Source organism: Xenorhabdus sp. SGI246, assembly GCF_040838225.1.
GTDB lineage: Bacteria > Pseudomonadota > Gammaproteobacteria > Enterobacterales > Enterobacteriaceae > Xenorhabdus > Xenorhabdus indica.
Map to the genome: position 1 here is coordinate 13923 of NZ_JBFPEZ010000043.1, position 23210 is coordinate 37132.

Consider the following 23210-nt stretch of genomic DNA (forward strand, 5'->3'; position numbering starts at 1 on the left):
TCATATTCCGCGCTATCATTTATTATTGTATATGGTCTTTTTTGAAATATTGTTCTATCTGTTCTATTTTATTTTCAGGTTTAGGAACTTCATCCATCCAGGCCAGCAACAAGCTATAAGAAACAGCTAATACCACCGGGCCGATAAATAATCCAATCACACCCAGTGAAAGTATGCCGCCGATAACACCGGTGAGAATTAAAACCATAGGTAAATCGGCACCAAGGCGAATAAGGAAAGGACGAAGCACCCCATCCATTGTGACCAGAATTAAACTCCAGACAACTAAAATAGTTCCCCAGGTTGTTTCTCCTGTCCAGTAAAGCCAAACAATGGATGGGATAAGGACGAGTAAAGGACCTAATTGAGCAACACAGAGTACAAACATTATGACTGTTAGGATCATGGCATAAGGAATACCTGCGATTGCTAACCCAATTCCACCAGCGATAGCCTGGACGAGTGCTGTAACGACCACACCTAAAGCAACAGCACGAATGGAGCGAGCAGCCAGTAGTACAACAGCATCACCACGTCTACCTGCCAGCCGGATAGCGAAATGGCGAATGCCTAGCATAACGTGTTCACCTTTCCAATAAAGCAGGACACTGAACAGTACCATCAGTGCCAGGTGGAACAGAAAACGGCCTGCATTGGCGGCTTGGGCAAAAAACCATGTTGCTGCTTTACCGATATAAGGTGGAATTTTAGCCAGAAGCATGTTACTACCTTCAGCAATAGTGTCTTGCCATTTAATATATAAGTCATTGCCAATGACCGGGATTTTATTCAGCCACTCCAATTGAGGCAGATGTATATTGGCTGGAGATTTTGCCCAGACAATTAGTGGTGCGCTGTTTTCCAGCAGGCTGCCAACCAGTAAGGCAATAGGAATAACAAATAATAAAAGCAATATTAATGTCATGATGGAAACCGCAATCCAGCGTTTTCCCCATAAATGTTGTTGTATTTTTTCCATTAGTGGCCAAGTTGCGATAACCACCATTCCTGACCAGATGAAACCCAAAATAAATGGACTCAAAACCCAAAAGCTGGTCGTAATGAGCAGTAAAATGAAGAACAGTACAAATAGCAGTTTGGGTAAATCGTGACGTGGTTGCGATTTTTCCATGAAATGATTTCTCTCGGCAATTGATAATATTGTCAGAATCAACAATGGTAAATAAATATAACGTTATTTCACAGATTGCTCAAAATTGTTAGATATTGTGATATCGTTGAAAAACTAGTTATTCAGATCCCTGTCTGAATTGATGGTTAAGGTAGTATATAAATAAAGCAATTGTGGACACTTATTAGAAAAAGGGGCAATGAGCCAATGATCCCACGTATACCACAAGCCCCCCAAGTCAGTGAACTGGTAAAGGAATATTTGACTGTATTGAAGGATACTGGTTTTACAGGTGATACTGCCAGCAATTACGCAGATAGACTGACTATGGCGACAGATAATAGTATTTATCAGTTGTTACCACAAGCGGTTATCTTTCCGCGTTCCAGTGCCGATGTTGCATTGTTGGCGAGGATTGCAGGAGAAGAACGCTTCCATTCTCTGACATTCACACCCCGAGGTGGGGGAACTGGTACGAATGGCCAGGCCCTCAACAATGGCATTGTTGTAGATATGTCCCGGTATATGAAAAGAATTCTGGAAATTAATCCAGAACAAGGCTGGGTTAAAGTTGAAGCAGGTGTTATTAAGGATCAACTCAACCAATACCTAAAACCTTTCGGTTATTTTTTCTCTCCTGAATTATCAACCAGTAACCGTGCCACATTAGGCGGTATGATCAATACCGACGCATCCGGTCAGGGATCGTTGGTGTATGGTAAAACGTCAGATCATGTACTTGGTGTCCGGGCTGTTTTACTGGGGGGAGAGATGCTTGATACCCGCCCTATGAGTACAACACTGGCAGAATCAATTGCGGAAGAGAAATCGGTTATTGGTCATATCTATAAAACGGTACTTGAGCGTTGTCGTGAGCAGAGGGAATTAATTGTTGAGAAGTTCCCGAAACTCAATCGATTTCTGACAGGTTATGATTTGCGTCATGTTTATAGTGATGATATGCAATCATTTGACCTGACACGCATATTAACGGGATCTGAAGGTACTCTGGCCTTTATTACCGAAGCAACATTGGATATCACACCATTGCCGAAAGTCAGACGGCTCGTGAATGTAAAATATGATTCTTTCGATTCAGCCCTGCGTAATGCTCCGTTTATGGTTGAAGCCAAAGCGCTTTCTGTTGAAACAGTGGACTCAAAAGTTCTCAACCTTGCACGTGAAGATATTATTTGGCATTCAGTGAAAGAATTGATTGCTGACGTTCCAGACAGAGATATGCAAGGCTTAAATATCGTTGAATTCAGCGGAGACGATGAACAGCAGATTGATCAGCAGGTCAATGCTCTCTGCTTGCGCCTTGATGAATTAATGGCAAACAGTCAGGCTGGTGTTATCGGTTACCAGACTTGCCACCATTTGGATGATATTGAACGCATTTATGCCATGCGGAAAAAATCTGTCGGATTGTTGGGTAACAGTAAAGGTGCCGCTAAACCTATTCCGTTTGTTGAGGATACTTGTGTACCACCTGAACATCTTGCTGATTATATTGTCGAATTTCGTCAGCTTCTTGATAGCCATCAGCTTGATTATGGTATGTTTGGTCATGTGGATGCAGGCGTTTTACATGTTCGGCCGGTATTAGATATGTGCGATCCTCAGCAGGAAATTCTTATGAAGCAGATTTCCGATGAGATAGTCCGCTTGACGGCTAAATATGGCGGGTTGTTATGGGGAGAGCATGGCAAAGGTTTTCGGGCAGAGTACAGTCAGGCTTTTTTTGGTGAAGTCCTGTACGATGAATTACGTTGGGTTAAAGCGGCATTTGATCCACTCAACAGGTTGAATCCGGGAAAAATCTGCCCGCCAATGGGAATAGATGCCCCGATGATGCAGGTCGATGCCACTAAGCGTGGCACTTATGACAGAATTATTCCGGTTAATGTCAGAAACACATTCCGTGGAGCAATGGAATGTAATGGTAATGGCCTGTGCTTCAACTTTGACGTAAAAAGCCCAATGTGTCCTTCAATGAAAATCAGCCAGCATCGCATCCATTCACCTAAAGGCAGAGCAACCCTTGTCAGGGAGTGGTTGCGGCTTCTGACGGAGCAAGGCGTTGAACCTAAGTTATTAGAGCAAGGATTTGAACAGGCCCGATCCGGTTTACATGGAGTAAGCTTGCGTGGATTGATTGAGAAAACGCGTCATAGCTGGAAAGCATGGCGGGGAGAGTATGATTTTTCCCATGAAGTCAAAGAGGCGATGTCGGGGTGCCTGGCATGTAAAGCTTGTTCGACACAATGCCCGATTAAGATTGATGTACCATCATTTCGTTCCCGCTTTTTGGCTCTGTATCACAGCCGTTATTTACGTCCGTTGCGTGATCATATTGTTGCCAATGTAGAAAGCAGTACCCCATTAATGGCAAAGGCTCCTCGGGTATTTAACTTCTTCTTGCGGCAGCCGTGGGTACAAAAACTCAGTCAACATACTATTGGTATGGTTGATTTGCCACAGCTTTCCTATCCGACATTACAGCAGCAACTCGCAAGTCATTATGCAACCCGGACGACATTAGAACAGCTCGAAATGTTACCTACGATCCAACGTAAGCAGCATGTACTTATCGTCCAGGATCCTTTCACCAGTTATCACGATGCAAAAGTTGTCACTGATTTTGTACGGCTGATCGAGAAGTTGGGATATCAGCCAGTGTTGTTACCATTTTCTCCGAATGGAAAAGCACAACATGTTAAAGGATTTTTAAATAAATTTGCCAAAACTGCCAGGAAAACGGCTGATTTCCTGAAACGGGTCGCACAACTGGATATTCCTATGGTGGGTGTTGATCCTGCTTTGGTTCTGTGTTATCGGGATGAATACAAAGATATTCTGGGTGAACAGCGGGGGAATTTTAACGTTCAATTGGTTCATGAATGGCTGGTGAACGTGTTGCCGGAAATTGCTTCAAAAGGAAAACGTGACAAGGTAACATCCAGTCATGATTGGTATTTATTGGGGCACTGTACAGAAGTGACAGCGTTACCTAATAGCGGTAAACAATGGATTGATATTTTCCACCATTTTGGCTGTAAATTAAACAACATCAATGTGGGATGTTGTGGTATGGCAGGCACATATGGTCATGAGAAAAAGAACCTTGATAATTCGATTGGCATTTACAGACTTTCATGGGCACCTGTACTAAATAATTTAGCTTTGGAACATTGTCTCAGTACTGGATATTCATGCCGTAGTCAGGTGAAACGCATAGAAGGAAAAGTACTTAAACACCCATTACAAGCTTTATTGGAGATAATGCAGTGATTTGGAAACGTCATCCAGATGTAAACATGTTAAATCAATTGGGTATTGATTGTATTGTGAATCATATTGGAATAGAAATTACTCAGCTTGGAGATGATTTCATTGAGGGAACAATGCCTGTTGACCAGCGAACTAAACAGCCATTTGGCATCTTGCATGGTGGAGCATCAGTGGTGTTAGCTGAGACACTTGGCTCTCTTGCAGGATATCTTTGCTCTGAAGGTGAACAAAAGGTTGTGGGGATAGAAATTAATGCCAACCATATAAAAGCGGTACGTAAGGGTATAGTTAAAGGGATCTGCAAACCAATCCATCTTGGGCGTACCCATCAAATCTGGCAAATTGATATCTATAATGGACAACAGCAATTATGTTGTACATCCCGCCTGACTACAGCTATTTTAGCTTAATATTCAATATATTATAACGTAAGTTGATTAGTTTAAGTTCCTGTTGATATTTGTTGGCAGGAACTTTTTGGGGTTTATCTGATTATTTGGTTGATTTCAGCCAATTCGTTCGGAATATGGCTGAAAATAACACGTAGCCTGTTTTACGGCAGGTTTTGACTATTGATATGTTAGTCTGGTGTAATTAGTTGCTATCAGTTGTAAGATGCGTTGTAGTCTGAATACTGTTCAAATTTAGCTTTGGCTTTGATTGTGGCAAAGGGAATAGAATAGGCTATTAATTAACCACTGGCATTCAAATAACATTGAGGAAGTGTGTATGAAGCGATTTTTGTCTTTTATCAGTACTTTCTTGATCGGCATGTTGTCGTTCTGTGGGGCAGCTAATCTAGCTTATGCAGCGGAATATCCATTGCCACCTGCTAACAGTCGCCTGATTGGTGAGAACTCCATCTATGTCGTACCTGATGATGGTCTCCCGTTGGAAGCCATTGCCGCCAAATACCAAATAGGTTTACTGGCTATGCTGGAAGCCAATCCTGGTGTTGATCCTTATCTACCCAAACCTGGTACAAAACTCATTATCCCGTCACAGATGTTACTTCCCAATGCCCCTCGTCAGGGGATTATTATTAATCTTGCTGAACTGAGACTCTATTATTTTCCAAAAGGAAAGGATCATGTCATTGTTTACCCAATTGGAATTGGGCAGCTTGGGCGCAATACACCAACAATGACGACATCGGTTAACCAGTTAATTAAACATCCGACATGGACACCTACTGCTAATATCCGTAAAGATTATGCAAGTCGCGGTATTATCTTGCCGGCGGTAATACCTGCAGGCCCGGATAACCCGATGGGTGATTTTGCTCTGCGTTTGGCAGCAGGGCGTGGAGAATACCTGATACATGGTACTAATGCGAATTTTGGTATTGGCATGCGAGTCAGTTCGGGGTGTATCCGTTTGCGTCCTGATGATATTGAAGCACTATTTTATAATGTTCCGAAGGGAACCCGTGTTCAGATCATTAATGAACCAATCAAATATGCGGTAGAACCAGATGGCAAACGTTATGTTGAGGTTCATCAACCACTTTCAAAGACAGATGCTGATGATCCTCAAACTATACCAATTAAACGTACAGAAGGGTTATTAAAGTTTATTGCAAACAGTAATACGAATGCTGTCTTGGTGGATCAGGCGATCATTCGTCGTTCTGGACTGCCTGTGGTAGTCAACAAGGAAACTATTTCATCCGGTAAAAAGGAAAGAGAACTTCCAAGTTTAATGGAAGAACGTGAAGAAGCTACTCTCAATATTCAGCCCGTTAAATTACCACCGTTGAGCCAGCCAGCTCCAATCTATCAAACTAAATCCTAACCGAAACAGTGAATTGAGGAATTGAGAACATAAAAAATGGCGTACTTACGAAGTACGCCATTCTTGAATATGCTACAAGTTTATTTTTTATAGGAACGAACTTGATTATCAAGACGTTGATTCGCACGAGAGGCTTCGTCTCTCGCTGTTTGTACATCAGAACGCATTGAGCTAACTTCATTGCTCAGTTGGTCAACTTTTGAACCCAGAGTTTGAACCTGAGAGGAAAGCTGATCAACTTTAGGTGGGTTTGTACAACCCGCTAACATAATAGAAGCAAGAATTACTGTGCCAAGTACAACTTTAGTACGATTCATCACAATACCCTCTAGATTAAGTTAATCTCCAAGTAGCTATCTAATTATTACACAAACTTTTTTGGAAAGAGAATAAATTTTTGTCTAAAGAAACCAATTATACTGTTTTTTATTCTAAAAAAAGTTAATAATTTTTAGATAATCGCAATAAAACGGTAATGAGATGAATAATTAAATCAGAAAAATCTTAAACATTACGTGATGTATCTTCCAGTTTTTACTGCTTGGCTGTAATAAATAAAAAAAATCTATTTTGCCTATTTTGTCAAAAAATTAGCTTCCAATATCTGTAAATCAAGCAAGTGAGATCAATATTAGTATAAATGGTTTTAAAATAAATGGAGTATTTTTTGTGCTGAATGTTTTGAATTATTTCAGTGTGAATATTTGTTTATTATTGGGGTATGGTTAAAAGACAAGCGTTATTTTTGTTTGACAAGCCGCTCATTAATTGGGCAGCTTGTCTTGTGCTCAAAAATAATTACAGTACATGAACAGAAGAAGTATTTGTTGTACCGCTTGGTACTAATGCACCGGATACCAACACAACTATATCTCCTTTGCTTGCCATACCGCTGGCTAATGCCGCTTCTTTACCAATACGGTAGAAATCATCAGTAGACGCAATTTCTTTGACAACTTGCGTAGAGACACCTTTAACTAGTAACAACTGACGAGCAGTAATTTCATTGGTAGTCAGTGCAAGAATAGGGGCATTAGGGAAGTATTTACGGATAGATCTTGCAGATTTACCGCCATAAGTCGCCACAACAATCAGAGGTGATTCCAATTTTTCGGCAATTTCTACCGCTCCGCGACAAACTGCTTCGGTAACACGTAACTTCTGAGTTTTGGTATTTTCGATTCGGCTACTCATGACACGATCTGTACGTTCACAGATGGTTGCCATAATGGAGACGGCTTCAACAGGGTATTTTCCTTTAGCACTTTCGCCGGAAAGCATTACTGCGTCAGTACCATCTAAGATGGCATTGGCAACGTCGCCTGCTTCAGCACGGGTAGGGCGTGGATTTTTGATCATGGAATCCAGCATTTGAGTCGCAGTGATAACAACTTTACGTGCAGAATTACATTTTTCTATCATCATCTTCTGCGCGAAAATCACTTCTTCTACGGGGATCTCAACACCCAAATCACCACGGGCAACCATGATACCGTCTGAAGCTTCCAGAATTTCATCAAAATTATTCAGACCTTCCTGATTTTCAATTTTGGAAATGATTTGGATGTGTTCGCCACCATGGGCTTTTAAGTGTTCGCGGATTTCCAAAACATCAGAACGCTTACGAATGAAAGACGCTGCGATAAAATCAACACCTTGCTCACAACCAAAGATAAGGTCTTGCTTGTCTTTTCCTGCCAGTGCAGGCAGGTTGATAGAAACATTTGGCAGATTGACACCTTTGTTTTCACCTAAGTCACCGTTATTCAACACTTCACAAATGACCTCAGTTTCGGTGATACCTTTTACTGCCATAGCAATCAGGCCATCGTCAACCAATACTGTATTACCCACAGATAAATCCGCTGGTAAACCTGGATAGGTTACGGCAACACATTCTTTATTACCGATGACGGATTGATCTGTTGTGAAAGTGAAAGTCTGACCTGACGTTAGAGAAACATCATTACCCCCTTCCAGTTTCATGGTTCGGATTTCAGGGCCTTTGGTGTCCAGTAAGATAGCTGCTTTTTTGCCGGTTTTTGCAGTAACTGCACGAAGATTTTTAATGCGTTGACCATGTTCTTCGTAGTCACCGTGAGAAAAATTCAGGCGCATAACATTCATGCCTGAGTTAAGCAGTTCGGTTAGTTTTTCCTCGGACTCAGTTTTTGGTCCGATAGTACAAACAATTTTGGTTTTTTTCATGACAATCTATCTACTGGTTTTTATGAATTAAAAAGAGTGAATCACCAACCATTGACATTATAAGCCAGTGTCATTTGGCTTTGTTAATTTGGCATTGTTAGTTGCGCAACATAATAGAAAACGGGTGGCAGAAAATGTCAAGTGGTTGCTTTTCATGAAGCCAGGCATGTATGGACATGTGGACTTGGAATGATTAATCATTTGTAACTTTTCTGAGTTCGGTAAATCAATTGGCTGAAACCATTCAACATATGACAATGCGTATTATAGAGACTAATTTCTGTGAAATGAATTAAAAAAAGAGTTATCGAAAAGATTTATGTTAAAGGAATAAAAAATACTCACATACAAGTTAGTAAAATCAGTAAGTTGTTGCGCAATAGTATCGAATCGGATAGTTGTTATTTCAGTTGGGTATGAGAAGTTGGGTATAAGAATAAGTATGGGCCAATCAGTACCAAATTGTGACAACGAATAAATGGGGTAACCAGATTATAAGTGAAGAGAGTTAAAAGTGAAAAAAACAGGGTGAACCATAAAGATATGGTGCGTCCGAGTGGACTCGAACCACCGACCCCCACCATGTCAAGGTGGTGCTCTAACCAACTGAGCTACGGACGCACGTAAAAATGAACTTTTTGTCAACCAGATATTTGGTGCGTCCGAGTGGACTCGAACCACCAGCCCCCACCATGTCAAGGTGGTGCTCTAACCAACTGAGCTACGGACGCAATCTAAATTTCCGTGGCTGACAACGGGGACGAATATTAACGATCACTGAGCTGTCTGGCAAGGGGAAAAATGCAAATTCGTGTTCGATTGCTCGCATTTACATCTATCAGTGTGAATTTACAACTTTTTCCCCTTGAGATGATAATCTAATACACTGAATTAACGAGTAGAATATGCCAGAACAGTATGATCAGGCTGTTTTTGTAACCACCAAATCCGGCTACCCATCATGATTGCCGCTACAGTTAATCCGATAATAAATCCAATCCAGAAACCCTGTGGCCCCATCGGTTCAGTCACATAGTTGGTTAGTGCTAGTATATAACCACTAGGTAATCCGAAACCCCAATATGCGATGAAAGTAATAAAGAAAATGGAACGTGTATCTTTATATCCGCGCAATACCCCGGAACCAATCACCTGAACTGAATCAGAAAGCTGATAGATAGCAGCAAACAGCATCAAATGAGATGCCAAAGTGACAACTTCGGAATTATTGTTGTACATGATTGCAATTGGTTCACGGAATAAAATCGTGAAGGTTGCTGTTATACAAGCAATTACCAAGCCAACAACAAGGCTGGTATAAGCTGATATTTTAGCGCCTTCGGTTGATTTCTGCCCAAGGTTATAACCTACACGGATAGTTGCCGCTATGCCAAATGACAACGGGAACATAAACATCAATGAACTGAAATTGAGAGAAATTTGATGTCCTGCAACGGCAATTACGCCGAGAGGGGAGATCAGTAGGGATACAACAGCAAATAACGTAACTTCAAAGAACATAGCCAGAGCGATGGGTAAGCCAAGCAGAGTAATGCGTTTTTGAGCATACCAGTTAGGGCGGGCAAAATTGTCAAATGTATGGATATCTTTCTGAGAAGGTGAGTGTTTGACATATGCAAGTAGTAACAGGCACATTACCCAGTAAACGGCTGCTGTTGCAACACCACAACCCACACCACCAAGTTCCGGTGCACCGAATTTACCGTAAATGAAAATGTAGTTGACGGGGATATTAACCAATAATCCTAAAATACCAATAACCATTGCTGGTTTGGTTTTTGACAGCCCTTCACATTGACTGCGTAAAACCTGGTAGTACAGGCAACCAGGCGCTCCCCACATAATAGCGTGAATAAAATCTACAGCTTTTTGTGCCAGAATAGGATCCACATTATGTTGCGCTTCTATAATGAAGCGGCAGTTATACAAAATTGTAATAATAAAAATAGCCAGGAACGTTGCCAGCCAAAAACCTTGTTGGATTTGGCTGGCGACATTTTTTCTCTGGCCTGAGCCATTCATATGCGCAACGATTGGTGTTAAGGCCATCAACAAGCCTTGACCAAACAGAATCGCTGGCAGCCAAATTGATGTCCCGATAGCAACTGCTGACATCTCGATTGCGCCAGCTTTACCAGCCATAACTGTATCTACAAAACCCATCGCAGTTTGTGAAAATTGAGCGATGATGACGGGGATCCCCAGAGCGAGCAAACTACGCGCTTCATTTAAATATTTCTGCACGTACTACACCTTTTTTGATTAAAAATTAATTAGAAGAACAAGGAACATTTCTGCGAGCAAACGAAGTTGTTTGAAAAGTAATCTCTTGTTAACTCAAGTATTGTATAGGACTCATTTTATTAAGCCAATCATTGCACGATATTTATACCAAATCGAAAATAACTCTCCACCGAAATAGTGTCTAAAAGAGATGAGTACGTTACACTAACTTATCATGCAAAACGATGAAAGAGGTTTCCCATGTTTACAGGCATTGTCCAGGGAAAAGCACCTATAGTTGCTATTGAAGAAAAAACACACTTTCGGACTCATGTAGTTAAATTTCCGCCTGAATTATTACCCGAAATTGAAACAGGTGCTTCCGTTTCCCATAATGGCTGTTGTTTGACTGTCACCAAAATAGATGGTGATTTGATTAGTTTCGATTTAATGAAAGAGACACTGCGTTTGACTAATCTCGGTGAACTTAAAGTGGGCGATTTAGTAAATTTGGAAAGAGCAGCTAAATTTGGTGATGAAATTGGTGGACATTTGATGTCCGGTCATGTCATTACAACGGCTGAGATTGCCAAAATTTTTACTTCGGAAAATAACCATGAAATATGGTTCCGTATTTATGATAAGCAGTTAATGAAATATATCCTGCATAAAGGTTTTATTGGTATTGATGGGATCAGTCTGACGATTGGAGATGTCGTGAATAATCGTTTCTGTGTTCATTTGATTCCAGAAACGTTGGAACGTACGACACTGGGCAAAAAACGCATTGGCCAAAAAGTAAATATTGAAATTGACCCACAGACACAAGCAATTGTAGATACTGTTGAACGGTTCATGGCGCAAAAAGAACAGGAAAAAGTATTATCCCAATTGGAAGAGTAGTTAACGCTGCTTATATTAATGAAAAAATATTAATGAAAAAAGCTACAGAGGTATTCACTGTAGCTTTACAACAGCTTTATCGAAAGCTGTTGTAAACAGTATCATCGAGGAATTCTCAGCCCATTTTCAATTCCATGCGGGCTGAACATAACTTGCCATAGTTGAATATCTCTGGCTCGGAATGCGCCAGCGCAGGCATTCAGATAATAGCTGAACATTCGTTTGAAACGAGGGCTGTAGTTATTTTCTATCTTACTCCAGTTCGCGATAAAACGTTCATACCATGCCATCAGGGTACGATCATAATCAGCCCCAAAGTTATGCCAATCTTCCATGACGAACTTTCCTGTGCTGGCTTTAGCGATCTTTGCAATTGATGGTAAGTGGCCATTAGGGAAAATATATTTGCTGATCCATGCATCGACATTGACTTTATCTCGATTGGAACCAATAGTATGAAGTAAAAAAAGCCCATCAGGTTTCAGGTTCTTACGTACTATATCGAAATAATTGGCGTAATTTTTATAGCCAACGTGTTCAAACATACCAACGGAAACAATTCTGTCAAACTGTAGATTCAGGTCACGATAATCTTCGAGAATGATTTTAACATCTAGATCTTTACAGCGGTCTTGAGCGTATTTCTGTTGCTCTACAGAAATGGTAACACCAGTAACGGAGACATCATAGTATTTGGCAGCATAGGCGGCCAGCCCACCCCATCCACATCCGATATCCAAAAGAGTCATGCCCGGTGATAATTGTAGTTTTTCACAAATTAACCGGAGCTTATTAGATTGAGCTTCTTCCAGAGTATTTGCATCTTTCCAGTAACCACAGGAATATTGCATGTAGGGATCAAGCATAAGCGTGAATAAGTCATTACCTAAATCATAATGTTCTTCACCTACGATCCAAGCGCGTTTGGGGGATTGTAAATTAAACACGCGGGTGGTAATAATCTTCAGGATATCTTTGATATTTTTAGGGATTCTATGTTCCAGGCCTGCTCTTAAGACTTTATAAAAGAATATGTCCAAACGTTCGCAATCCCACCAACCATCCATATAACTTTCACCCAATCCCAAAGAGCCTTGTTTTAACACTCTTTTATAAAAATCAGGATTTTTGACTTGTATATCAAAAGGACGCTTACCATTGATTTCAACATCCGCTTCTTGAAGCAAGTCATTGGCGATCCTATGCCACTGGTCAGTAATGGTTTTTTTTCCTTCAACGAAAGATGAACTCATAGACTCTCCAACATTTGTTTGATGGAATTTTGAGGTATATCTTTGTGATAGGTTATTTATTATCCTAAAACAAAAATGGATTGACTTGAAATTAAGCAGAAAATGTTTCAAAGGCAGAGATGCCGATTCATCCTGAAATTAAAGGGAGCTTCATTGCCTTTAGAAACCTCAAATTCCGAATTTTTTAGAATAATGAATCTGTATGAGTATATGAGTGAAATAATATTTAAACAATAATTTAAAGGCCATATTATGGTATGACCTTTATATGAGAATGTTCTTAGTTATTATTTTTAGGCGTAATTTTTTAATATATAACTAATGATCATTGTTTACTTTTTTCTTTTGCAAACAATAACCTATTATCATTGGGATAATGGTTAAAACCATCACTATTGTGGTAGACAGAAGCGGGTTTTTCATAAACATAGCAACAAACATGCTGGCAATAAAGCAAAGACCCAATTGTAAAGCATTTTGTAATGCAGCCGCTTTACCGCCGTCTTTTGGATAAACAGAAAGTGCATTTGCTACAGCAATAGGGTAAGAAGCACCATTCATGACGGCCATAAAACAGAAAGGAATAAGAATAAGCATGAAAGAAGGATAAATTTGGGCAACTAAATAGATGAGTACCATGCTGACAGCATAGCCTATCAGCAAAATTGGAAATATGGTTTCACTTTTGACTTTTTCCAATAAAATGCGGCAACCATATCCACCGAGCATAAATGCCAAAGTTTGTGGAATATAGCTTAAGCCAATATCTGTGGCATCATAACCCATATTGATCAGGATCGTTGGTGAACCCGTTAGCCAGGCAAAAAAACCAGCACTACAGGAAGCATAAATCAACACATTTCCGCTGAAGGTTGAAGACTTCAATAAGGTAAAGAAAGAAACTTTATTTTCATTAATGTTGGTATCAATGGGCGCGCGTTTACTTGCCAGTAAAAATGTTGGTACAAGCAGAACGAGTGTTACAGCCATTAAAACAAGAAAAATAGTTCTCCAACCTGTATGTGACAATAACCATGCACCGAGTAAAGGGGCAAGGGCAGGGGAAAGTGCAACCAGTGGCATAATCATGGCAAAAATACGTTTTGTGCGTTCAGCGTCATACCTATCAACGACTAAAGCTTGCCAGGAAACAGCAGCAGAACAGACACCCACAGCCTGAATAAATCTCAGAATAAGTAATTGAGTTGCATCTGTTATCCAAAGCATTCCTAAACAGCTAAGACAAAACAGAGATAAGCCGATAAGCAGAACAGGTTTTCTTCCCAGACGATCAGACAGTTGTCCCCATAAAAGCTGAGCAACAGCAAAACCAGCAAGAAAAACGCTGAGACTTGCACTAATAGCCCCTTCTGATGTACCTAAGTCTTTTGCCATGGCATCAAAAGCGGGCAGATACATATCAATAGCTAAGTAGCCAAGCATACTTAGGCCAGCGAGATAAAGCATAAATGGTATGGAATTTTTATTTGTAGTCATTGTGTCAATAAATCGATGTGATAATTGATAAGAAAATATACGGTTTATTTTATATAGCGTCATTTTTACTTGTGAAACGGTATTATTTGCATAATGCTGTGAAAAAAATTAAAAGGAAGAAATATGTGGTCTGAATATTCTCTGGAAGTTGTTGATGCTGTAGCCAGAACAGGAAGTTTTAGTGCAGCAGCATCAGAACTTCACCGCGTACCTTCTGCTATCAGTTATACAATAAAGCAACTTGAAGAATGGTTGGCAGTACCCTTATTTGAACGTCGTCATCGCGATGTGGAATTAACCGGGGCAGGGGCTATCTTTGTAAAGGAAGCGCGTTCTGTTATCAAAAAAATGTATCATACTCGTCATCAATGTCAGCAAGTGGCGAATGGTTGGCGTGGGCAGCTCAGTATCGCTGTTGATGAAGTGGTGAAACCAGAACGGACTCGCCAGCTTATTCTGGATTTTTACCGCCATTTTCCGGATATCGAATTATTTATTTATCCTGAGGTTTTTAATGGGGTATGGGATGCGCTGGTGGATGGGCGCGTTGATGTTGCTATTGGTGCCACTCGCGCCTCTCCGGTTGGGGAACGGTATAGTTTCAGGGACATGGGGTTCATGCCGTGGCTATGTGTTGTCAGTCCTGAGCATGAGTTAACTTCTATAACAGAAAGATTAAATGATGATCAATTGAGGGATTATCCTAGCTTGTGCCTTGAAGATACTTCACGTAATTTGCCCAAGCGTAATACATGGGCTTTGGATAATCAACGGCGGTTAGTTGTCCCTGATTGGAATGCAGGGTTGGCTTGTCTGATGGATGGGCTGTGTGTGGGAATGGTGCCCAAACATCGTGCTTTGCCGCTTATTCGTCAAGGAAAACTCAGCTTGCTTGAACTTGAGCAGCCATTACCTGATAGCCCATGTTGCCTGACATGGTCACAAAAAAGCCATTCACCTGCATTAAGTTGGTTGCTTGATTATCTTGGAGATAGTGCAACACTTAATGCTGAATGGCTACAAGAGGATTAATTGTTAACGACGATAATCAATGAAAGGGCCATCTGCAACAGAGCGACGTTCAACAAGGCGCGGATGGACTTCGATAGTTTGTGCATCTTCACGTTTATTAATGATCCTATCAAGTAACGTGGAAAAAGCCATCTGCCCCAGACGCTCTTTAGGCTGATGAATCGTTGTCAGGGCTGGTGTGAAATAACGGGCATTGCGAATATTGTCATAACCAATGACAGAGATATCTTGTGGAACACGTAACCCCATTTCATCCGCAGCACAGATCGCCCCCATTGCCATCACATCTCCTCCACAAAACACGGCCGTAGGGCGGTGTTTTTGGCTTAAGATCTTATACATCGCCTGATAACCGGATTCAGGCTCAAAATCCCCCTGAACAATCCATTCTTCCCGAATAGTGATATTGGCTTCTTTCAACGCCTTGAGGAAACCTTGATGACGTCCGCCTCCGGTATTTCTGGCTAATGATCCAGGAATAGCAGCAATATCACGGTGACCACGTTCAATCAGATATCGACCGGCCAAATAACCACCATGAAAGGCATTATCGATAATTGCATCAGTGAAATCCCCTCTGGACTCACCCCAATCCATGACTACCATGGGAATGTTGCGATAGTCTTCCAGCATTCCCAACAGTTGTTGAGGATATTCGGAACACATAACCAGTAAACCATCAACGCGTTTTTGTGCCAGCATAGCGAGATAAGCTTTTTGTTTGTCGAGATTGTTATGGGAATTACATAAAATCAAAGTATAACCTTTGCTATAACAACTATTTTCGACAGACTCGATGATTTCAGCGAAATAAGGCGCTTCACTTGAAGTTGCCAGTAATCCGATAGATTTGGTGTGATTAACCTTCAAGCTACGCGCAACAGCACTGGGGGAATAATTCAGTTCTTTAATGGCAGCCCACACTGTGGCCTTTGTATCTTCGGCGACGAAACGGGTTTTATTGATAACATGGGATACGGTTGTGGTTGAAACACCAGCGCGTTTGGCCACATCTTTAATCGTTGCCATGATAAAAAGGACTCCTGACCTTAGGTCTAAATTTGTATACCCTTCATCTGGATATAGATCTTTGTTAATCATTTGCCAGTATTATATTTATATATAGGAAGATAACTGGCACTAATTTAGTGATAAACCCTGAATTTTGTCTGATCTAGCGCAAAAGTGAAAGTAGTAATCAATGCTATAAAGTATATGCATTAAATAGCACAGTGTGGTTTTTTTAACCTCTGAGGTAAATAACCAAACAAAATTTATGGTGTCGCAGAGTCTTAATTTTCATGGTGAGGATGGCTTATGGATACAGATCTGAAATTGGGATTATTGACTGCCTGTAGTGCATTAATCATGATCGTTTTTCTGGGGGGACTTTGCCTGATCTAATCAAGGTCGGGAAACAATATCAAGGTGAAATGCTGTCTGTTTTGCTTTAACGGCAAGTAAAGGTAAGTTTTTCACTACTCAAAGCGCACTTACTAAATAAAATTAAGTGTGTTGGATCGGAAAAACTTACCCTTGTCATTTTAACTGACGGGTTAATTAAGCCAGATTTTCTTCCACGAATTTCCAGTTAACCAGAGCCCAGAAATGCTCCAGATATTGAGGACGTGCATTGCGGTAATCGATGTAATAGGCATGTTCCCAAACGTCAACAGTCAGAACTGGCTTATCTTCACCAGTCAATGGAGTTGCTGCGTTGGAGGTATTGACGATAGCCAGACTGCCGTCGGCTTTCTTAACCAGCCATGTCCAGCCAGAGCCGAAGTTTTTCAGTGCTGCATCAGTAAATTGTTGTTTAAACTCAGCAAAAGAACCGAAAGAATTATTGATAGCTTCTGCAACTTTACCAGTTGGTTCACCACCACCATTTGGTGACAGGCTATGCCAATAGAAGGTGTGGTTCCAGACTTGTGCTGCGTTATTAAAGATACCGCCTTCAGAGGATTTGATAATTTCTTCCAGTGATTTTCCGGCAAACTCAGTATCTTTAATCAGATTATTCAGGTTTACAACGTAAGCGTTGTGGTGTTTGCCGTAATGATATTCCAGAGTTTCTGCTGAGATGTGAGGTTCTAAGGCATCTTTAGCATAAGGTAATGCTGGTAATTCAAAAGACATTGCATACTCCTTTTAATATCGGGTTTTTGGCTTTATAAACCATGATTTGTAGTGTATTAATCATGGATAGAGCAAATTTTAGCTTATTATCATGTTGCTATTTTATTTGGTCATTATCTTAACAATTTTTCTGCTAATTAACAGGGGAAATGATGTTATTTAGTGGCGATTTGACGTAGAAGCATTCAATTTTACTGATTTTAATATTTATTAAGGATGAAAATATCAACCAGTTACAACTTATTGTTCAGAACAAAAAATTTGCAGGAGTGTGTTCACGGTAGCAAATCTGCATCAGAAAGTGGTATTCTGAATCAATCTTTTCTGATGCTGATAAACAGCGCCTGCCGTTTAAGGAAGTAAAAATGACGACAATTGAGAAAATCGAACGCCAGATTCAAGAAAACCCAATCCTGCTGTACATGAAAGGTTCGCCAAAACTACCAAGCTGTGGTTTTTCTGCTCAGGCAGTTCAGGCTTTGTCTGCTTGTGGTGAACGTTTTGCTTATGTAGATATTCTGCAAAACCCTGATATCCGCGCAGAGTTGCCTAAATATGCAAACTGGCCAACATTCCCTCAGCTTTGGGTTGAAGGTGAGTTAATTGGGGGATGTGATATTCTGATCGAAATGTATCAACGTGGTGAATTGCAGGTTCTGCTCAAAGAGACTGCGGATAAATACCGTGAGCAGAGCGACAGTCAGTAATTTGTTGTCTCAGTGAAGTTTTGAATCAACAAAGCCCCATACACAATTAGCATTAATAATCATATTTATTGACGGTAATATTTCATGGCAATGTTAGGTTGTGGCAACAGGTATGGGGTGATAATTGTTATAGAGTTATAGACTGAGAGCCTAATGAGATAGGCTCTTAGTTTATCAGGTTTCATTATCGGGATCTGACACAGCCAATGGCCAACCACCAAGCCGTTTCCAGCGATTAACCAATTCGCAGAAAAGCAGGGCAGTCCGGTCTGTATCATACAGAGCACTATGTGCCTGATTATTATCAAAAGGTATTTCTGCCGTAATACAAGCTTTAGCCAGAATTGTCTGGCCTAGCACTAATCCACTCAATGCGGCAGTATCAAAAGTGGCAAAAGGGTGAAATGGATTGCGTTTTAAACCGGAGCGTTCTGCTGCCGCCATGACAAAATTGTGATCAAAACTGGCGTTGTGGGCAACTATAATTGCGCGGTTGCAATGGCTGTCTTTCATGCCTTTGCGGATCATTTTGAAAATAGCATGTAACGCTGTATATTCACTGACAGCTCCCCGTAATGGGTTGGTAGGGTCGATACCTGTAAATGCTAAAGCTGCCGGGTCAAGGTTGGCTCCTTCAAAGGGTTCAATATGGAAATGTAGCGTATCAGCAGGTGCCAGCCAGCCTTCTTCATCCATTTTTAAAGTAGTTGCAGCGATTTCGAGTAAAGCATCTGTTCGTGCATTAAAACCAGCAGTTTCTACATCAATGACAACGGGATAATAGCCACGAAAACGTCCGCTTAGTTTGTTTTGATCTTTTGTATTAGGCATCTGATTTTGTTCTTAACTTCAGGATAGCGGATATTATGACAAAATTTACGGTGTCTTGCAGAAGTAATATCTATCTAGTTGAGAAATGAAGGGCATGCAAAATGCCCTTTTGTAGAGAGAAATAATTAACGCCCTAATGCACTGGTGGCACTTTTGTTTTCGATTAACTCAATTTTATAACCGTCAGGATCTTCAACAAAAGCAATAATCGTTGTTCCGCCTTTAACTGGACCTGCTTCGCGAGTGACTTTTCCACCAGCAAGTTTGATACGTTCACAAGTTGCTGCAACATCATCAACGCCTAACGCGATATGACCGAATGCTGTTCCCATTTCGTAATTTTCGACTCCCCAATTATAGGTCAGTTCGATGACAGCACCTTGACTTTCATCGGTATAACCTACAAAAGCGAGAGAGTATTTATACTCTGGATTTTCACTAGTACGAAGTAGACGCATACCCATCACTTTAGTATAAAAATCAATCGAACGTTGCATATTGCCAACACGGATCATTGTATGAAGTAGACGCATGATTACCTCTTGAATTTATGGTCTTATAATCAAATGGCGATATCGCGAAATAACGTAGTGGTGAAATTTCGCGCTCTGACTGCATGTGTTTGATTAACTATATATGGTAAAGATAAAGTAATTCAATTCGTCCTTTCATCTATTTTGTTTCTAACCATTACTCTTTTTGTAGTTCAATATTTGGCTTGAATTTAATCTGGGTAATGTTGCAATTCTGTCATAGATATTTATCTAGGTAATTTTGAGTGCAGGAGGATGACATGGCTGAGCAATTAGAGTTTTTTGCTATTCCTAACCCTTGCAAAGGGATTTGTGAATCTGATACTCGTGGTTTCTGTCGGGGATGTTATCGCAGTAGGGAGGAGCGATTTATGTGGATGAAATTATCAGACGGACAAAAAAGAGAAGTATTGCGGTTATGTCGTGATAGATATCTGCGAATGAGTAGAAATAAAGAACATGATGAAGGTGCTCCATCAAAACAGCTTGGATTATTTTGATTCTTCATCTTAACTGTTAATGGAAATTGTTTATATGAATAATATTTCATATTTTCCATAAGGTTAGGAAGTTTTACCGTGATAAAAATGACATTTTATTCATGTTACATATCTTTTATTTGATATAGGTCATTTAAAAATATTATAACAGTTGACTAATTAAAGCCTTTCGGTAAAATTTTCTTATCAAATAATCAATTATTGAACAATAATCACGCTAATTATTTATCTTGTTGTTTTTAATGGTTTTTGTCGTTTTATTGGCTGTAACTGTAAGAGAAAAATGATATTAATGTAAAAATATATAGATTAGTATTTGGATGGCGGTTATTCTTATAGAACTTTAGCCGAGTGGTACTATGTCTATTTTTTAGAGTTTGTATTTGTTTCATTGATATTTAAAATCTTAATAGTTTAGCTGAAGGATTATTTTATACAGTTTATATCGTTGGTGGATTAATGCGCGATTTTATTCGATGCGCCGTAAAACTTCGCTTTTTAGGGCAACGAAGATGTCAACTTTATTTTTGTTTGTGAAACGTAAGTAACAGGCCAACGCGGCACTCATTAAGTAATTAGTGAAATATCTGACTCTACTTATGTGAGCGTGATATAGGATGCGTATCCATTATTCATATGAATAAACTGATTGGATAATTCATTGATGTTATATGAGTCTCTAATTATAAGGAGGGGTAATTGGAATTGACATTGGGATCAGACCTGGCACGTTTAGTTCGTGTTTGGCGCGCTTTAATTGATCATCGTTTGAAACCGTTGAAATTAACTCAAACACATTGGGTTACTCTGTATAATATTAGTCTATTACCACCGGAGCAGTCACAGATACAACTTGCGAAAGCTATTGGTATCGAACAACCGTCCTTGGTAAGAACTTTAGATCAATTAGAAGAAAAAAAACTCATTACAAGGCACACATGTGCTAATGACAGGCGTGCCAAAAGAATCAAATTAACCGAAGAATCGGAAAATTTTATCAAAGAAGTGGATAGTGTTATTGGTTCGACGAGGAAAGAAATTTTGGAGGGAATTACTCATGATGAGTTAATTCTGCTTGCTTCTGTAATAAAAAAAATCGAAAAAAATATTAACCAATTACATAAACAGGTAATATAAAAATTAATCGATAAACAGAAAATCACGGATTACCAAGATTCAGTTCCGCGATTTTCTGTTTAAACATATTTGAACGATGTTAAATAGGTGAAACCGTTGTCGAATTACCACTATCGACGATTTTAACTCGTTGCCCTTTATTGAATACAACCTGATCCAGCTTCTGTACCACAACGATATTCCTTCCGCTATCAGTCCGAATTTCCAACTCCACACCTTTTGTTTTATCGAGAACACCTTCAATTCCTTGACCTGCCATTCCACCAGCAATAGCACCTGCGGCTGTTGCAAGCTTTTGACCAGAACCACCACCAATGGTATTTCCTAGCAATCCACCTAAAACAGCTCCACCTATCAGACCTAGCACATTCGGGTTACCAGCCTGACCACCTTTAATAGTCACCGGACGGACAGACAGAATAGTGCCATAGGCAACGTTTTGAATTTGTTTGGCTTGACCGATTGAGTAGGTGTCGCTGGAAAGTGCTCCCATGTCAGCACATCCGGATAATGTTGTCACTGCAACTGCACCAACCAGGAAACGTTTGAACATAGTTACTCCTAATTTTAATGCTACGGGGGAAAACTGATAATAAACCTACAACCAAGCATTCAGCTATTATGGTCAGTAACAAGCATAATAATTTTGCGAGTTACTTATTCTATACACTAATGGCTTATCTCTAAATATATAATAAATTTCTCGATGAACTCCAATAGGAATAATTCTTGACCAAAAGTTTAGCATGTTTTGTGAAGAGTCCTCCAAAACTCAGATTTTATCTCTTATATTGCTTGTTAAGCATATATAGTCCAAATCAATGTGTTTTATAGTTACACGGTATTTATTTACAAATGTAATCCATTCTTTAAATAGGAGAATATTTATGAAGTCAGGACGTTATATTGGTGTGATGTCAGGCACCAGCATGGATGGAGTTGATGTTATTTTAGCAGAGATTAGTGATAAGGCGGTTACACAGCAGGAAAGTTATAGCCATCCATTTCCTCAGGAACTTAAACAAAAATTACTTTCTATTTGTCAGGGGCAGCAAACAACATTATCAATAGTTGGGCAGCTTGATTATGAACTGGGGACGCTTTTTGCTGAATCAGTAAAAGGATTATTGGATAAAGCCGGGTTAACTGTAAATGATATTACAGCGATTGGGTGTCATGGTCAGACTGTATGGCATGAACCGGACGGTGAAAAACCTTTTACCATGCAAATCGGTGATAATAACCGTGTAGCAGCATTGACGGGCATTACAACTGTAGGAGATTTTCGTCGTCGCGATATGGCGTATGGTGGTCAGGGAGCACCTTTAGTTCCCGCATTCCATATGGCGGTACTTGGGCATCCGACAGAAAGGCGTGTAATTCTTAATATTGGTGGTATTGCCAATATCTCTGCGCTTCTGCCAAATTCTGCTGTCAAAGGATACGATACCGGGCCGGGGAATATGCTGATGGATGCTTGGACATGGCGTCATAAACAACTGCCTTATGATAAAGATGCGCAATGGGCGGGTGAAGGGAACGTCAACGAGGATTTACTACAGAAAATGTTGTCTGATCCTTACTTCGCGCGTACTGCGCCGAAAAGTACGGGGCGTGAATACTTTAATATGGCATGGTTGGAAAAACAATTAGTTGATTTTCCTGATATTAAACCAGAGGATGTGCAAGCCACTCTTGCTGAACTAACGGCAGTCAGTATTGCCGAACAGGTATTACTGAATAATGGTTGTGAACGTTTGTTGGTTTGTGGTGGTGGTGCCAGAAATCCGCTCATCATGCACCGATTATCTGCTTTGTTGCCTGATACTGAAGTTGCTACAACAGATAAATATGGATTGAGTGGTGATGATATGGAGGCATTAGCTTTTGCCTGGCTGGCATTCCGTACAATGTCTGGGCTGCCGGGTAACTTACCATCAGTAACGGGTGCCGACAGGGCAACAATTTTAGGAGCAATTTATCCTGTTGCTGATAGATAACAATGT

General features: G+C 40.2%; 20 protein-coding genes and 2 tRNA genes. 9 read left to right on the plus strand and 13 right to left on the minus strand.

What is annotated here, in order from left to right; all coding sequences use genetic code 11:
* Nucleotides 1-22: 22 nt before the first annotated feature.
* Nucleotides 23-1132 (minus strand): AI-2E family transporter YdiK, encoded by a 1110-nt coding sequence (gene ydiK, locus ABLA85_RS11035; protein WP_367964048.1) that lies wholly within the window; start codon nt 1130-1132, stop codon nt 23-25.
* Between the two features lie 207 nt (nt 1133-1339).
* Here ydiK and ABLA85_RS11040 point away from each other — a divergent pair, with 207 nt between their 5' ends.
* From ABLA85_RS11040 to ABLA85_RS11050, 3 genes are all read left to right on the plus strand, one after another.
* A complete protein-coding gene (locus ABLA85_RS11040) occupies nt 1340-4426 on the plus strand; it encodes an FAD-binding and (Fe-S)-binding domain-containing protein (RefSeq protein ID WP_367964050.1) in 3087 nt (1028 codons plus the stop codon).
* On the plus strand, nt 4423-4836 hold the full coding sequence (locus tag ABLA85_RS11045) for a hotdog fold thioesterase (RefSeq protein WP_367964051.1): 414 nt from the start codon (nt 4423-4425) through the stop codon (nt 4834-4836). The genes ABLA85_RS11040 and ABLA85_RS11045 overlap by 4 nt, the downstream gene beginning before the upstream one ends.
* A 319-nt stretch (nt 4837-5155) precedes the next feature.
* Complete coding sequence (locus ABLA85_RS11050) at nt 5156-6220, plus strand: L,D-transpeptidase family protein (protein WP_367964053.1); 1065 nt, start codon at nt 5156-5158, stop codon at nt 6218-6220.
* 80 nt (nt 6221-6300) lie between these two features.
* On the opposite strand, the gene ABLA85_RS11055 is transcribed toward ABLA85_RS11050, so the two are convergent.
* The 5 genes from ABLA85_RS11055 to ABLA85_RS11075 all read right to left on the minus strand — a co-directional run bounded on the left by ABLA85_RS11055 (nt 6301) and on the right by ABLA85_RS11075 (nt 10693).
* Nucleotides 6301-6537 (minus strand): major outer membrane lipoprotein, encoded by a 237-nt coding sequence (locus tag ABLA85_RS11055; RefSeq protein WP_047680124.1) that lies wholly within the window; start codon nt 6535-6537, stop codon nt 6301-6303.
* 481 nt (nt 6538-7018) lie between these two features.
* The gene (pykF, locus tag ABLA85_RS11060) at nt 7019-8428 is read right to left on the minus strand and encodes a pyruvate kinase PykF (RefSeq protein ID WP_367964055.1); all 1410 of its coding nucleotides are present in this window, start codon (nt 8426-8428) and stop codon (nt 7019-7021) included.
* Between the two features lie 544 nt (nt 8429-8972).
* Nucleotides 8973-9049, minus strand: a tRNA-Val gene (locus tag ABLA85_RS11065).
* Between the two features lie 33 nt (nt 9050-9082).
* Nucleotides 9083-9159, minus strand: a tRNA-Val gene (locus ABLA85_RS11070).
* A gap of 160 nt (nt 9160-9319) precedes the next feature.
* The gene (locus tag ABLA85_RS11075; RefSeq protein ID WP_367964057.1) at nt 9320-10693 is read right to left on the minus strand and encodes an MATE family efflux transporter; all 1374 of its coding nucleotides are present in this window, start codon (nt 10691-10693) and stop codon (nt 9320-9322) included.
* A 240-nt stretch (nt 10694-10933) separates the two neighbouring features.
* Here ABLA85_RS11075 and ABLA85_RS11080 point away from each other — a divergent pair, with 240 nt between their 5' ends.
* Nucleotides 10934-11575, plus strand: coding sequence for a riboflavin synthase subunit alpha (locus ABLA85_RS11080; RefSeq protein WP_367964059.1), 642 nt, complete (start codon nt 10934-10936; stop codon nt 11573-11575).
* A 101-nt stretch (nt 11576-11676) separates the two neighbouring features.
* Here ABLA85_RS11080 and cfa read toward each other — a convergent pair whose 3' ends face one another.
* The gene (cfa, locus tag ABLA85_RS11085; RefSeq protein ID WP_367964061.1) at nt 11677-12828 is read right to left on the minus strand and encodes a cyclopropane fatty acyl phospholipid synthase; all 1152 of its coding nucleotides are present in this window, start codon (nt 12826-12828) and stop codon (nt 11677-11679) included.
* A 318-nt stretch (nt 12829-13146) separates the two neighbouring features.
* Nucleotides 13147-14325, minus strand: coding sequence for a purine nucleoside transporter PunC (punC, locus tag ABLA85_RS11090; RefSeq protein WP_367964064.1), 1179 nt, complete (start codon nt 14323-14325; stop codon nt 13147-13149).
* Between the two features lie 123 nt (nt 14326-14448).
* Here punC and punR point away from each other — a divergent pair, with 123 nt between their 5' ends.
* Nucleotides 14449-15357: a DNA-binding transcriptional activator PunR gene (punR, locus tag ABLA85_RS11095; RefSeq protein ID WP_367964066.1), complete on the plus strand. Its 909-nt coding sequence runs from the start codon at nt 14449-14451 to the stop codon at nt 15355-15357.
* A 3-nt stretch (nt 15358-15360) separates the two neighbouring features.
* Here the strand turns inward: punR and purR are convergent, their stop codons facing one another.
* Entirely contained in the window at nt 15361-16386 is a 1026-nt protein-coding gene (gene purR / locus ABLA85_RS11100; protein WP_367964068.1) for an HTH-type transcriptional repressor PurR, read from the minus strand.
* 531 nt (nt 16387-16917) lie between these two features.
* Entirely contained in the window at nt 16918-17496 is a 579-nt protein-coding gene (sodB, locus tag ABLA85_RS11105) for a superoxide dismutase [Fe] (RefSeq protein WP_367964069.1), read from the minus strand.
* Between the two features lie 365 nt (nt 17497-17861).
* On the opposite strand from sodB, the gene ABLA85_RS11110 reads away from it, so the two are divergent.
* Nucleotides 17862-18203: a Grx4 family monothiol glutaredoxin gene (locus ABLA85_RS11110; RefSeq protein WP_367964071.1), complete on the plus strand. Its 342-nt coding sequence runs from the start codon at nt 17862-17864 to the stop codon at nt 18201-18203.
* Nucleotides 18204-18377: 174 nt separating this feature from the next.
* Here ABLA85_RS11110 and rnt read toward each other — a convergent pair whose 3' ends face one another.
* Together rnt and gloA are read right to left on the minus strand one after the other, a co-directional pair.
* Nucleotides 18378-19034, minus strand: a complete 657-nt coding sequence (rnt, locus tag ABLA85_RS11115; RefSeq protein WP_367964072.1) for a ribonuclease T — start codon at nt 19032-19034, stop codon at nt 18378-18380.
* Between the two features lie 125 nt (nt 19035-19159).
* Complete coding sequence (gene gloA / locus ABLA85_RS11120; protein ID WP_047681426.1) at nt 19160-19567, minus strand: lactoylglutathione lyase; 408 nt, start codon at nt 19565-19567, stop codon at nt 19160-19162.
* A gap of 260 nt (nt 19568-19827) precedes the next feature.
* On the opposite strand from gloA, the gene ABLA85_RS11125 reads away from it, so the two are divergent.
* Both ABLA85_RS11125 and slyA read left to right on the plus strand, forming a co-directional pair.
* Nucleotides 19828-20067: a DUF1289 domain-containing protein gene (locus ABLA85_RS11125; protein ID WP_367964074.1), complete on the plus strand. Its 240-nt coding sequence runs from the start codon at nt 19828-19830 to the stop codon at nt 20065-20067.
* Nucleotides 20068-20766: 699 nt separating this feature from the next.
* Entirely contained in the window at nt 20767-21204 is a 438-nt protein-coding gene (gene slyA, locus ABLA85_RS11130; RefSeq protein WP_038265702.1) for a transcriptional regulator SlyA, read from the plus strand.
* Between the two features lie 79 nt (nt 21205-21283).
* On the opposite strand, the gene ABLA85_RS11135 is transcribed toward slyA, so the two are convergent.
* Nucleotides 21284-21757 (minus strand): glycine zipper 2TM domain-containing protein, encoded by a 474-nt coding sequence (locus ABLA85_RS11135; protein ID WP_367964076.1) that lies wholly within the window; start codon nt 21755-21757, stop codon nt 21284-21286.
* Nucleotides 21758-22091: 334 nt separating this feature from the next.
* Between ABLA85_RS11135 and anmK the strand changes: the two genes are divergently transcribed.
* A complete protein-coding gene (anmK, locus tag ABLA85_RS11140; RefSeq protein WP_367964079.1) occupies nt 22092-23204 on the plus strand; it encodes an anhydro-N-acetylmuramic acid kinase in 1113 nt (370 codons plus the stop codon).
* The last annotated feature ends 6 nt before the right edge of the window (nt 23205-23210 follow it).